This is a genomic window from Alloacidobacterium dinghuense, assembly GCF_014274465.1.
In the GTDB taxonomy this organism is placed as follows: Bacteria; Acidobacteriota; Terriglobia; order Terriglobales; family Acidobacteriaceae; genus Alloacidobacterium; species Alloacidobacterium dinghuense.
Genome location: NZ_CP060394.1, coordinates 5,275,727 through 5,288,257, shown reverse-complemented (window position 1 = coordinate 5,288,257; position 12,531 = coordinate 5,275,727). Strand labels below are relative to the sequence as shown.

The window sequence follows — 12,531 nt, the reverse complement described above, 5'->3', positions numbered from 1 at the left end:
TCTTCGGCAAGTTGCTTATAAACCTGCCGCCGGAGCAGGACTGGTGATCGTGATCTGGGCTGTACTCGGTCCGATCTTTCATTTCTCCGATACCTGGCAGCTCGTAATCAACACAGGAACAACGATCGTAACCTTTTTGATGGTCTTTCTCATTCAAAACACCCAGAATCGAGATGCCCGGGCAATCAATCTCAAACTCAACGAGTTGATACGCTCTATTGATAAAGCACGTGACCAGATGATCGATATCGAAAACCTGAGCGATCTGGAACTCGATGAACTTCACGCGAAGTACGAAAAGATCAAGGGAGAATGCAATCAGCGAGAAAGTCAAGCTCGTTCCGGCAAGATGGCAGATGTTAACGACTGAGGAATTGCTTTAGAGCCTGGACCGCAATGTATCGCTTGTGTATCCGATTGTAGAGATCGACCTCGAGTTGACCTCTCCGCAGTTTCGACAACCTACTGGATTTCAGATGTACCTGTAAGGCCAGGATGGCTTCCGTTTCCCTTGAGACGCTCGCTTCGATTTGCATTCTGTTCATCACGACAAAGTCTCCTTAAATAGGATGCCGAACCTCGTGAGAACGTGAGAGTGAGATCTGAGATTCGATCCATCGGGCTCTATCCGGGAAAGTGCTAATTAGGCCGCCCTTTTTGCTTCCTTGATCAAGCGAAATGCCGTGTCTTCGCCTTTGCATCCAAGCAATCGATATTTCTTGCCTTCGAGGTTGTGATAGTTCACGAAGAAATCCTGGAGTTCCTTTATCCATTTGGCAGGAAGGTCCTTCAACTTTCGCACGTTAGCGTACATGTGATTGGCTTCGGCAACAGCGACAACGATCATTCCGAATTTTCTTTTTGCCGTCGAGCTGTTCGCCCTCGATAACTCCGATGAGTCGAGCGTGAACGGCGCAACCTGGGAATGCGGGCTCGTCCATCAGCAGAAGCACATCCAGCGGATCACCGTCTGGAGCGATGGTTTGAGGTAGAAAGCCGAAGTCGTAGGGGAACACCATGCCTGCCGGCAGAACTTTCTTGAGCGCGAAAATACCCTGGTCCGGATCGTATGCGAATTTGTTTCGGCTGCCAGCTGGAGTTTCAATAATGACCTGAAGAAGGTCATCCTTCTTATTAATCGGTTTCAACTTTGTTGGATCCGTCAAAGACTTCATTTGTCACACCTCTCTGGCGCCTTCACATACCTGCTTACTGTTACATGGGATGGCGAAATACGGTTAGATAGAAATGCTTATTCAACCCCAATGGCCCTCCTGTGAATAAATTGCGGCCGAGAGATTCCAGATCTCGCTCTGCATGGGATTGACGTAAATACAGGTCCAGCTCGTGATAGCGACAGGATGTCTCGCCGACCATTGTCTGTGGATGGAGACCATAAGCTCTGGCAAAACAATGCGGCGTTACAGTCCGAGTATGATTCATCAATTTCTCGTCCTGCGGCGGCGAGATACGTTTCTGTGGCCCACACGTTCGCGTGTACCTAACGTCTCATCGTCAGGATGAGGGGAGATAACGACCGTCAGTTTGTCGGGTGGTTGCCAACGTGGCAAATCCGACAAAAGTGACATCCATTCGGCTTCATGAACGACAGGAGTGATCATCGCAGCCCTGAAGCGTCAGATGCGGAAACGGTTCATACCGGTTGATTTAGGACATCTCAGTAGATAAATCGCCAGCGAAACGTCAAACGTGGGCATCATACAGACCGAGGATGTTCCCGATATGGCAAAAAAGAGCTCAGTCAAAGCGCGAAAAAAAGCAGTGCAAAAGCTCGACAAGGCTGTCAAAAAGGCCGTGAAGAAGGGCGTTCCCCAAGACGAGCTTGAGCAGACTGTCAATGATGCGATGGGAAGAGCAGTCGCAAAACAGCCCGCAAAGCGGAGAGCGCCCCGTACATCTGGTCGAAATAGAAAAGCCTCAGCTTCTGCTGCTACGGTGCGAGATGAAGATCTCGACTAACTGAAAGGAACCAAAAAGTGACGACTAAGAATGGCAAGATGAACCGTGAGAAGCTAATCGACGCACTCAATGAAGATCTTTCCCGGGAATACCAGGCAATCATCTCGTACGTGAATTATTCGCAAGTGCTCAAAGGGGCTGCATACATGAATATCGCCGACGAGCTGGCAGTTCACGCCGCCGAAGAGCTTTCTCATGCGCTGCAGGTGGCCAATCATATCGACTATCTAGGCGGCATGCCTTGCGTCACTCCCAAGCCCGTCAAGACCTCGGAGAAGGCTGAAGAAATGCTTCGATTCGATCTGGAGAACGAGAAAGAAACAATCCGTCAATACCGTCGCCGTATAAAACAGTCGGACGAGCTCAATGAGTTTGCCATCACGGAGAGCCTTCGCAATATCCTGGTTCAGGAACAGGATCATCTGATCGCGCTGGCGACCGCGCTCGGAATCGATCCACCTAATCCTGGAATCGCTGACTAGCCCATTTTAGATTTTGTTCTGAGTAGCAAATGCGGTCACAGCAATTTGGACATAGATTTCGCGACACTAAGCTGAAGGTCGTCCAAATCCTGCCCCCATTTAGGCGATTTTCCCAAAGGATCGTGATGAGATGGGATAGAAGAAAACGGGGTCGCTAAGGCGCGACCCCGTTTTCGGTATCGATCTTCGAGCTCAGAGTTTCCTTGTCGTGGCGGGTTCGAGAACCTCGTCGCGATCTACGTCAACTATCTCCCCTCCCCGGGCATGGGCCGGGACTGCTGAGGGTTCAGAGATATTTCCAAAGGTTTCCCGGCCACCTGCTGTGTCCTTTGACGCCGCTTCCCCAGTGGACGAGATATCTTTTGCACCTGTTTCCTTGAGAGAAGTCTTGGCGACGTCAACCTGCTCGGAGGTATCACAATGCACTGAAAGTAATGTGCCTCCACCCTTCACGGCACCTTCGTATCGTTTCGCTTCGTATTCAGGAATGCCCATACCTACCAGCGCTCCAACGATGCCGCCTACCGCCCCGCCGACGCCCAAGCCTGCAAGGGCCGCCATGATGGGGCCAGCTGCAATGAGCGGGCCGACACCTGGGATTGCAAGAGCCCCGATTCCCGCTAATAGCCCGAGAGTCCCTCCGACGACGCCGCCAGTTGTTACGCCTGTCGCTGCTCCCTCTGGTGCTTTGGTGCTCTTTTCGTGGGCAAATGCACGAGTGCTCTCGTCGTCAGGAAGAAGGACGGAGATGGCAGAGTTTGTGAAGCCTCTGGCAATCAAGTGATCGACAGCGGCTTCTGCCGTAGCTGCCGTAGCGTAGATGCCGAAGACGGCTGTATTTTTGCTGGACATGATGCTGCTCCTCTGCTGCTAAATGCAGCGTAGATCTGAATTAACATGGATAGTGCTTCTACTGTTTGACGGTGAGCTCATTGGTGATTTGGTCAGCAGAAACAACGCTCGCGGTATCGGAGGCGATCTTTTGCTTCTCGTCCTCTGATTTGACGGGGCCTTTGAGCGTGACCGCGCCATTAAGCGTGACGATCTTGATATTGTGGGCGTACGTCGAGAGATCTTTATCCGCCAAAATCGTCTTACGAACACTTGCCGTAATTTGGCGGTCGGCTTTAGCGTTCGACTGGCTATCTGCTGTTTGTGCGTGATCTTTGTTGCTCTTCGTATTGTCGGGTGCTGTTTGTGCGCTATCGGTCTGCGCAGATGCTTGTAATACAAAAGGAATGCTGGTCGAACATGAGATGGCGATCGCGGCGGAAGCCACGATACCAAAACGCAGTAAAGTCATAGTTGGAACCTTCCCAATTCTGATTGCTGAACAGAGGCTCCGTAGGCTGGCTGTATGTAAGACGGCCCTCTCGTTTAAACGCAGTCATTAACTCAGATGGACTAATTAGGCGACGGAGTTGTACTGTCGGAGAAATGTCCTTTGAATGAACGCGTGCAGGAGCGCGGAGCTTTTACTAAAACCTTGAAGTCGGCCTGCCAGCTGAAATTAACCGGTCAATTTATTTGGTAAATAATCGATTTCTTGCAGGGGGTCTAACTCCCACACTGTAAGCTGGCTCTCTACATCTCACGGAGAGCATCGATAGATTGGTCAGGCCATTTAAATGCTGCTTTCAACCGTTCTGGACATAGACCGTTCTGGTTAGTGGATGCAGAATACTTCTTCTGACTCGTTAGGAAGCGGCGATAGATTGCATCCCACTACTGAGGCAATCATGAAAACAACTACCGTAGTCGGAATTCTCCTTGTCGTCCTGGCAATCGTCGGTTTTGCCGTGGGTGGAATCAGTTTCACGCATCAGAAGAAAGATGTGGACGTGGGCCCTGTTCAGGTTTCGCATAATGAGACCAGTACTGTACCTATCTCGCCGATCTTGAGTACCATCTCCTTGATCGCTGGAGTCGGATTAGTCGTCGCTGGAGTTCGCGCTAAGGCATAAGCTTCCAACCTCGTAACTGATTCACGTAGCCCTCCCTAGATCGTGGTCGTTCGATCGCCTAGTTCTGTTCCCCGCTGAAAGACCCGCTCCGGCGGGGCTTTTCCATCAGGCCGTCATCTTCGCCGGTTCCGGCCTGCTCAATGAAATCAAGGGAAGAGTAATACGGAATGTAGTCCCGTTTCGCCCTGGTTTCTGGGAGGTCCGGAAACGCAACGTGCCACTGTGTTTGACAATGATTCGTTGCGATAACCAAAGGCCGAGGCCGGTTCCTTGCGTTTTGGTCGTCATGTAGGGTTCGAAGAGCCGCTGCGCTACATGTGCAGGGATGCCGCTTCCATTGTCCGCGAGTGTTATATGAATCGCTTCTCCATGAGTCCTCACACGGAAAGAGAGCCTGCCGTTTTCTCGCGGCAGGGCATCCAATGCGTTCAAAATGAGATTCGAGACTACCTGCAAAATCTCAGTCCCAAAAGCTCGGGTCACGGCAGGCCGTTGAAATCTAGAGTCGACGGTTACTCCGTGTCGCGTAATCTTGTCGGCGTGCAGTTTCAGGGCGGATTCTGCGATGGCTACCAGATCCCAATTCTGGGCCTCGGCCTGTGTGCGATGAAATGTCAGAGCCTGGCTTGTCACCTTGCTGAGGATGGCTAGCTGCTGCTCGATAATCCCCATGTTCTCCCAGACCAAGGCAGGATCGTCCTTGCGGAGTTTGGTGAGATATACGAGATTGGTGATGGCTTCGAGTGGATTATTGACTTCGTGCATCAGCGCACCAGCCAAGCGGCTCGCTAAAGCCATCCTCTGGCACTGTTCGAGAGCCCCTTCTACCTGCCGAAGTCTTTGCTTAAGGTCCGTCTGGCTCGCCTCATGCATGAATAGCCCATTTCTAGTTTGGCGTGCCTGCTGCATTTACACCCTGTCTTGTCTGAGTACGAATTAGGACTTTCGGTTGGATTGATTTCGAAATCAGGTAAGATCGGAGACCGTGAATTCACATAGGGCACGCCTCTAAGATTCTGGGGGATTGCAAGGGCAACCCCCGGGAGTATTCTTCAAGAGGGTCCCGACGTCCTGTACCCAGATAATTGCTCCGGAGAGGATTTACATTGCAGAATCGGAATAGCTTACGAGTCTTCGTGGTCGATGACGAAAAGGTGATCGCTCAATCGCTCGCCGTCCTTCTGAGGCAAAGCGGCTTTTTAGCGGAATCTTTTATAAATCCCCTGGAAGCATTGACGGAGGCGGCTTCGACGCCTCCTGATTTGCTCATTTCCGATGTCATGATGCCGGAGATGTCAGGGGTGGAACTTGCCATCAAGTTACGGGCGTTCCATCCTGACTGCAAGATCCTGCTGTTTTCCGGACAAGCTGCAACGGCCGACCTTCTTCGAGCCGCTCGGGAACAGGGCCATGATTTCGAGTTACTTCTGAAACCCGTCCATCCTGCCGACCTTCTCGCAGCCATCAAACGGGTCGTACCCCCAGAAAATGCGGAAGAATGAAGGGGCCACTTTCAGCATCTCAATAATCTGTATGCGGAGAGAAGCGCACGAGTTTGTTCTAAATAGCGTTCTGTAGGATACTCCCTGTGACGATCCGGGCCTTCTGCTGAGAGGCTTGAATACTTCGCGTGCTGCAAGGTGCACCGAATGAAAAGGGCTAACGCGAAGATGAAATCGAGCGTATCCAAATCCGCTTCATCATCGAAAAGAACATCCGCAAGAAAGAGCGCCAGTTTGCCCAGCGATTCCTTTCCCGTAGTAGCGATCGGAGCCTCTGCGGGTGGGCTGGAGGCATACAAGGAATTCTTTCATGCGCTACCGGTAGATACCGGAATGGCGTTCGTCCTGATTCAGCACCTCGATCCCAGCCATCATAGCCTGTTGGCGGAAATCCTTTCCAAGGCGACCAAACTGCCGGTCGATGAGGTCAAGTCGGGGGGCAGGATAAAACCAAATCATGTGTACGTGATTCCGCCGGACGCGTTCATGGCAATTACCGCTGCGACCTTCAGACTGACGCCGCGAAACAAGGGTTCGGGCCAGCATCTCTCGGTCAATTTCTTCATGCGTTCGCTGGCGGAAGAGCGCAAAAGCGGGGCAATTGGAGTCATCCTTTCTGGCACGGGGGCCGACGGCACTCTCGGCTTAGAGAGCATCAAGGCGGAAGGAGGCATCACCTTTGCCCAGGACCCTGAAACCGCCAAATACGATGGCATGCCACGCAGCGCCATCGATTCCGGGTGCGTGGACTTCGTTTTGCCACCCAGAGAGATCGCGAAAGAACTGCAAAGGATTCAACGACATCCGTATATACGCCAGGAGGAACGAGGTGCAGAAGAGCAAAGCAAAGAATTAGAGGATTCCGTGGCCCCTCCCCCGCAAGAGGAGGCTTTCGCAGCCATCCTTGACCAGCTGCGGAAGGCGAGCGGGGTGGATTTCCATCAGTACAAGCCCAATACCATTCACCGGCGTGCGCTGCGGCGCACAGTGATCCTGAAACTGAACACGCTTGGTGAATATGCGAGGTATCTAAAGGAGCATCCCGAAGAGGGACCAAAGCTCTACGACGACGTGCTCATCCCTGTGACCAGCTTTTTCCGCGATTTCGAGGCTTTCGAGGCCCTGAAGGCCCAGGTCTATCCCGCCATTGTGAAAGACAAGGGCAACAAAGGCGCCATCCGCATGTGGGCGCCGGGCTGCTCCACCGGCGAGGAGACTTATTCCCTGGCTATGACCTTGCTCGAATTCCTGGGTGATAAGGCCGCAAGCTTTCAGATACAGATCTTTGGAACTGACTTGAACGAGAAAGGCATTCAGAAAGCGCGCTCGGGCCTGTATCGGGAGAGCATTGCAGACGAGATATCGCAGGAGCGCATGCAGCGATTCTTCGTCAAGATTGAGGGCGGCTATCGTGTCAACAAAGCAGTGCGCGATATGTGCGTCTTTGCCCGGCAAAACCTGGCCATCGACCCACCTTTTTCACAAATGAACCTGGTGGCCTGCCGCAATCTGCTCATCTACATCCAGCCGGTGCTGCAAAAGAAGATCATCCCCATCCTGCACTATGCACTGAAGCCTTCGGGATTTCTGGTTTTAGGAGGTTCAGAGAGCGTTGCGGCTTTCCCGAATCTCTTCTCCACCGTGGATAAAAAGCACAGGATCTATGCGAAGAAGGCGATTGCGTCGAGGCTGCACTATGACTTTGTTCAAAGCTACTATCCCACTGTGATCAGTCGCGATATTCCCAGCAAAGCCCCGAAGTCACAAGATCCGGCGAACAGCGAATTCGATGTGCAGGCCGAAGCCGATCGTCTTGTGCTGAAGAACCACGCCCCGGTCGGAGTGGTCATCAACAGCGCGATGGAAGTGGTTCAGTTTCGGGGACGGACGACTCCGTACCTGGAACCTGCGCCTGGTAGACCCAGCCTGAATGTGCTGAAACTGGCGCGGAATGGACTCGCTGTTGAACTCCGTACGCTAATCAGTGCCGCCAGGAAAAAAGGCGCCTCGGTCAGAAAGGACCAAGTCCTCTTTGACGGGGATAGTCATAAGCGAATCCTGAACCTCTCAGTCACCCCGCTAGGGGAGAAAGGCTCTGAGCACAAAATCCACTTCCTGGTCCTCTTTGACGACGTTACCCCGCAATCGATTCCCGCCAGCGACGTTTTTCGTAGCAGGGCGAAAGGAAGCGCCGGAGATAAGTCTGAATCGAAGCGGCTGAAACGAGAGCTTGCCGACGCACAGGATGCATTGCGTTCCGCTATCGAGTCGGAAGACTCCCTCAAGGAAGAGTTCCAATCTGCGAATGAGGAAATCCTCTCAGCCAACGAAGAGTTGCAAAGCACCAATGAGGAATTGGAGACCTCGAAAGAGGAACTCCAGTCGGCCAATGAGGAATTGAACACGCTGAATACGGAACTTCGCCAGAAGAACGATGACCTGCACGAATTGGGCAACGATATCTCAAACTTGCTGAACAGCACGCGGATTCCGGTCGTCATGCTGGACCGCGGATCACGCATACGCCGCATGACTCCGATAGCGAACAAACTGCTCAAGGTAGTTCCGTCCGATATTGGTCGGCCAATCGCCGATATAAAGCTTAATGTTGATGCGCCCGAGATGGAATCGATGATCGCCTGGGTGCTGGAGAGCCTGCAACCGGCGGAGCGTGAGGTGCGCGACCTTAAAGGCAGTTGGCATTCCCTAAGCATCCTGCCCTATCGGACACAGGACGAAAAAATCGATGGCGTGGTGCTCGCCCTGCACGATATCGATGCCATGAAGGTCGCCAATGAACAGCTGAGAAAGTCGACGGAGTTTTTCCGGGGAGTGATGAACACCGTAATCGAGCCCTTGCTGGTGCTCGATGCAGAGCTCAGAGTCATCATGGCGAACGAGGCCTTTCTGAGCTCCTTCAAGGTATTCGCGGACCAGACCGTCAATAGATTTATCTATGACCTTGGCAATGGGCAGTGGAACATCGCGAAGTTGCGTATCTTGCTCGAGGAGGTTCTACCGAAACACCAGACCATTCATGATTTCATGGTTGAGCACGATTTTGAGAGCATTGGTCCCAGAAAAATACTCCTGAATGCGCAGACGCTTTTTTCGGCGCACGATGAGCAGCCGATGATTCTTCTGGCCTTCGAGGATGTCACCGAACGGGCGCGGGCAGAGGCGGCGTTGCGCGAAAGCGAAGAACGCTTTCGCGCTTTGTTTGATCTGGTGCCTGTCGCGGTCTATTACTGTGATGCCTCCGGGGTCATCCAGAATTTCAATCATCGCGCCCAGGAATTGTGGGGCCGCACGCCGGAGCCGGGAGACACCGACGAGCGCTTTTGCGGTTCGTTTAAGATGTTCCGCCCCGACGGCACTTTCATGCCTCACGATGAGTGCCCTATGGCGGAAGTGGTGAGCGGCAAAACACAGGAGGTGCATGACCAGGAGGTGCTTATTGAGCGACCCGACGGCTCGCGAATCACGGCGGTGGTGAATATCCGTCCGCTGAATAATCAGCGCGGAGAGGTCACAGGAGCAGTCAATTGCTTTTACGACATCAGCGACCGCAAACTCGCCGAAGCGGCTCTAATCAAATCGGAAAAACTGGCTGCCGCGGGACGTTTGGCCGCCACCCTGGCGCATGAGATTAACAATCCCCTGCAGGCTGTTACGAATCTGGTCACTTTATTGAAGCAGTCTCCAAAGCTAGATACGCAAGACCGCTCATTTGCAGCACTCGCGGCGGAGGAACTCGACCGGGTGGCACACCTGACTCAGCAGTCGCTGAGTTTCTATCGAGAGTCAAGTCAGCCCACTTCGGTGAACCTGGAGATCGTATTCGATAGTGTCCTGGACTTGTATGCCAAGCGGCTACTTGCAAAAGAAATTATCGTAACCAAGAACTATGTGTTGGACGGAGCCACAATCGATAGTTATCCAGGCGAGATTCGCCAGGTATTGTCAACCTTGCTTCTCAATGCAATCGAGGCCGTTCCTGCGGGTGGTACCATCGCCCTGCGCATTCGCCGATCATTTGACGGGAATAATCCAGTGAGCGATGGGGTGCGAATGACCATCGCAGACAGCGGCATTGGAATTCCTCAGAACAACGTTGCTCGAATCTTTGAACCCTTTTTTACTACCAAGGGAGAACAGGGTACAGGGCTCGGTCTATGGGTGGCGAGCGGGATCATCAGCCGGCTGGCTGGCTCAATTCGTGTGCGCAGCAGCGTGCGTTCTGGCAAGAGCGGGACTTGTTTCTCCATCTTTCTTCCCACCCAATTGCCTGGCAGAGCATAGACCTTCTTGCCGAGACGCCTTCCTGCCAAGGGGTTTGCGCGTCGAACCGCCCGGGAATGCTCATCGGGCGAGCCGCTTCCGCTGAGTGTCTCCGCGCGTTCTATGACCTTCGCTTCGACGGGATGGTCTTTACGAACGGCCTACATCAGATGACTGCTCGGAGGGCAGTAGTCACGCTCTCACGTGCAGCCCTGAGAGAGATGGCGACCGTCTCACCTGCGGCCATCGTATGCGCGAGTGCTGATCTCTTCCGTGTTCCCGTGTGCTCGAAAGCGACGGTCTCGATCCCACCCCCGAAAAGGGTATGCTTCTCTTCCAGTCGATCGAGCGCAGCGTTCAAGTCCGCGACAAAGGCCTCGGCTTCATCAGCGACGACGATCAGTTCGACATTGATCTTTTTGTATAGCATCTCAATATCTCCACCCCCAATCTTATGCCCGCCCGACTCCAAAGCACCACCCAAGCTCCCGAGTAATGGGCTATGCGGAAGTAACCCAGGTTGCCGTTCAAACCGGTTTATCGTAGGAGTGGAGCCCCGATGTTGCTCACTATTTTGCAAAGTGCAACCTCCTACCACCTGCCGCTTGATTTCCTGTTGCGGGTGGGAAAGTGTCATGGGAAGTGTCAGTCGAAGGAAGAGAACATGGGTTTTCCCGCTTTCCCATGTCGAAATCCTAGCCAGAGATTATGTAACTGTGACTGAGCAGAATTGCGATGACGGAACCCGGCAGCGTCGCGGGGAAGAAGCCGTGGCGCATTCCATGCGGAATACGGCGCTCGAAGGCGGGGAACATGCGTTTCCCCATGATGCGGAAAGGGCATCGGCAGAGTGAGTGTGGGTCAAGTGTGGGTCGCGTTCTTGGAGGAAAATCCCGTAAGTCTTTTTTAATGTGGTGGCCAGAGACGGGATCGAACCGCCGACGCCGGCCTTTTCAGGGCTCCCTACCAATGGACCTAAGTTGCTTAGAATCAGCGGGCGCGATTGATACGAAAGACCTTAGAGCAGCGCCCATTTAGGATCGTTTGGAATCATTTGGGATGGTTTCCTCCCCAGGTTGTTCCCGTATTGTTCTTGCCTACCAACTCGACCGATTTCACGCGCGTATGGAAAGCCGTCCTAGCTTACACGCGATCCTATGTTGCCACAACATTTGATCGACGGCTAACGGCACTTTAGGGCGGTGTCGGCAACCCGGCTTAAATATAAAGACGCTGGAGCAGAAATAGGAATGCAACTTGTTAATCCATGCTTCCGAATTTGATGACCCATCATCCCGAAACACGTGATACGCGTTCTCTCTGTTACAGCGGGTCCAGAACGGCGAAGTGATCGCGATATTCAATGAAGACCCGCCGGAAGAGGCTGATCGTCAAGACGCCATCGAACCCCTTGCCACGTGGATCCTTCTGGGTGCCGGCAAGGCTGACGACGGGCACTGCGGGAAGCCTGAGTGAGCCGATCTTCACGTCTTGCGGAGGCAGAACGGAGAATATCCGCTGCCTTCCATCCACCCCAGTCCCCGGCAAACGAGCTGTTTGCCGTAGAGCCAGGTACTCCGATGTGTTGAAGAGAATGGCGCCGTTCGCACCGGAGTCGAGCATAAGGCGAACGGGGCGCGTCGCATCGGACAGGCGAGCCTCGACGATGATCAGGTTTGGCGGGGGCGATCCGTCTGTGATCTCCGATGGAATGATCAGCGCCGTATGCGGTCCTCTTACGTCCGCGCGCATGGCTCCGGAGCTGTCGAGACACAGCAGCTTGTGTACGTTGTCGATCAGCACATCGAAGTGCTCGAGGAAATCCTCACCAAGAACGCCCTGGATGGTCAGTCCCGTAGCCCGCAGATTCGACAGATCGTACACTAACACTTTCAAGTCCGTGACCTTGTGCAGGCCGGTTTCCACCAGGGCTAGCTTTGAGAACGAGGCCGAAGAGCTCATGCCGGCACTAGCCACCTTTGTGTTGCCGTACTCAGGAAGTTGGAGTGACGAGGCAATGGCGGGATCGATCAAGGTCATCTGGGTCCCAGTGTCGAGCAGGAAGCTGTAGCGTCCACCATGGTTGATGGAGACTTCAACGACCATTTGGTGCCGATTCACGAGATGGTAGGGTACACTGGCCACTTTTCCCGGGCAGTACGTTTCAGCAGTCACAGTCGCAACTGCGGTTATCGCAAAGACGATGCATCCAAATCCCTTCAGGTTGAACATTTCCAGAACTCCTCAGCCAGGTAGGCTGAGGCGACTCGCGAGATCACCTCTGGTTCCTAAAAGGAAATCCGCGCATGAATTGGCTCAACA

The 12,531-nt window shown here is 53.3% G+C and carries 12 protein-coding genes; 5 read left to right on the top strand and 7 right to left on the bottom strand.

Going from position 1 to position 12,531, the window contains the following annotated elements:
- Window positions 1-43: 43 nt before the first annotated feature.
- A complete protein-coding gene (locus H7849_RS22135) occupies window positions 44-370 on the top strand; it encodes a low affinity iron permease family protein (protein WP_251106409.1) in 327 nt (108 codons plus the stop codon).
- Window positions 371-643: 273 nt separating this feature from the next.
- Here the strand turns inward: H7849_RS22135 and H7849_RS22130 are convergent, their stop codons facing one another.
- Window positions 644-814 carry an inorganic diphosphatase gene (locus H7849_RS22130; protein ID WP_186742599.1) on the bottom strand — a complete coding sequence of 57 codons (171 nt, stop codon included), beginning with the start codon at window positions 812-814 and terminating at the stop codon, window positions 644-646.
- Window positions 804-1,175: an inorganic diphosphatase gene (locus H7849_RS22125; RefSeq protein ID WP_186742597.1), complete on the bottom strand. Its 372-nt coding sequence runs from the start codon at window positions 1,173-1,175 to the stop codon at window positions 804-806. The genes H7849_RS22130 and H7849_RS22125 overlap by 11 nt, the downstream gene beginning before the upstream one ends.
- A gap of 822 nt (window positions 1,176-1,997) precedes the next feature.
- On the opposite strand from H7849_RS22125, the gene H7849_RS22120 reads away from it, so the two are divergent.
- Complete coding sequence (locus H7849_RS22120; protein ID WP_251106408.1) at window positions 1,998-2,462, top strand: ferritin-like domain-containing protein; 465 nt, start codon at window positions 1,998-2,000, stop codon at window positions 2,460-2,462.
- 192 nt (window positions 2,463-2,654) lie between these two features.
- Here the strand turns inward: H7849_RS22120 and H7849_RS22115 are convergent, their stop codons facing one another.
- The gene (locus tag H7849_RS22115) at window positions 2,655-3,314 is read right to left on the bottom strand and encodes a DUF3341 domain-containing protein (RefSeq protein ID WP_251106407.1); all 660 of its coding nucleotides are present in this window, start codon (window positions 3,312-3,314) and stop codon (window positions 2,655-2,657) included.
- A 58-nt stretch (window positions 3,315-3,372) separates the two neighbouring features.
- Window positions 3,373-3,765: a BON domain-containing protein gene (locus H7849_RS22110; protein ID WP_186742595.1), complete on the bottom strand. Its 393-nt coding sequence runs from the start codon at window positions 3,763-3,765 to the stop codon at window positions 3,373-3,375.
- Between the two features lie 436 nt (window positions 3,766-4,201).
- On the opposite strand from H7849_RS22110, the gene H7849_RS22105 reads away from it, so the two are divergent.
- A complete protein-coding gene (locus tag H7849_RS22105) occupies window positions 4,202-4,426 on the top strand; it encodes a DUF3185 domain-containing protein (RefSeq protein ID WP_186742594.1) in 225 nt (74 codons plus the stop codon).
- A gap of 105 nt (window positions 4,427-4,531) precedes the next feature.
- Here the strand turns inward: H7849_RS22105 and H7849_RS22100 are convergent, their stop codons facing one another.
- On the bottom strand, window positions 4,532-5,224 hold the full coding sequence (locus tag H7849_RS22100; RefSeq protein ID WP_186742592.1) for a sensor histidine kinase: 693 nt from the start codon (window positions 5,222-5,224) through the stop codon (window positions 4,532-4,534).
- Between the two features lie 338 nt (window positions 5,225-5,562).
- Between H7849_RS22100 and H7849_RS22095 the strand changes: the two genes are divergently transcribed.
- Window positions 5,563-5,928: a response regulator gene (locus tag H7849_RS22095; protein ID WP_251106406.1), complete on the top strand. Its 366-nt coding sequence runs from the start codon at window positions 5,563-5,565 to the stop codon at window positions 5,926-5,928.
- A 234-nt stretch (window positions 5,929-6,162) separates the two neighbouring features.
- The gene (locus H7849_RS22090; protein WP_186742588.1) at window positions 6,163-10,230 is read left to right on the top strand and encodes a chemotaxis protein CheB; all 4,068 of its coding nucleotides are present in this window, start codon (window positions 6,163-6,165) and stop codon (window positions 10,228-10,230) included.
- Between the two features lie 145 nt (window positions 10,231-10,375).
- Here the strand turns inward: H7849_RS22090 and H7849_RS22085 are convergent, their stop codons facing one another.
- Complete coding sequence (locus H7849_RS22085; RefSeq protein WP_186742586.1) at window positions 10,376-10,639, bottom strand: hypothetical protein; 264 nt, start codon at window positions 10,637-10,639, stop codon at window positions 10,376-10,378.
- Window positions 10,640-11,532: 893 nt separating this feature from the next.
- Window positions 11,533-12,441, bottom strand: coding sequence for an aspartyl protease family protein (locus tag H7849_RS22080; protein ID WP_186742584.1), 909 nt, complete (start codon window positions 12,439-12,441; stop codon window positions 11,533-11,535).
- Between the last annotated feature and the right edge of the window lie 90 nt (window positions 12,442-12,531).

Excerpts from the sequence above, each read along its gene's own strand:
- H7849_RS22130 (WP_186742599.1), bottom strand. The coding sequence starts at position 814 with ATGTACGCTAACGTGCGAAAGTTGAAGGACCTTCCTGCCAAATGGATA.
- H7849_RS22125 (WP_186742597.1), bottom strand. The coding sequence starts at position 1,175 with ATGAAGTCTTTGACGGATCCAACAAAGTTGAAACCGATTAATAAGAAG.
- H7849_RS22115 (WP_251106407.1), bottom strand. The coding sequence starts at position 3,314 with ATGTCCAGCAAAAATACAGCCGTCTTCGGCATCTACGCTACGGCAGCT.
- H7849_RS22110 (WP_186742595.1), bottom strand. The coding sequence starts at position 3,765 with ATGACTTTACTGCGTTTTGGTATCGTGGCTTCCGCCGCGATCGCCATC.
- H7849_RS22105 (WP_186742594.1), top strand. The coding sequence starts at position 4,202 with ATGAAAACAACTACCGTAGTCGGAATTCTCCTTGTCGTCCTGGCAATC.
- H7849_RS22100 (WP_186742592.1), bottom strand. The coding sequence starts at position 5,224 with ATGGCTTTAGCGAGCCGCTTGGCTGGTGCGCTGATGCACGAAGTCAAT.
- H7849_RS22085 (WP_186742586.1), bottom strand. The coding sequence starts at position 10,639 with ATGCTATACAAAAAGATCAATGTCGAACTGATCGTCGTCGCTGATGAA.
- H7849_RS22080 (WP_186742584.1), bottom strand. The coding sequence starts at position 12,441 with ATGTTCAACCTGAAGGGATTTGGATGCATCGTCTTTGCGATAACCGCA.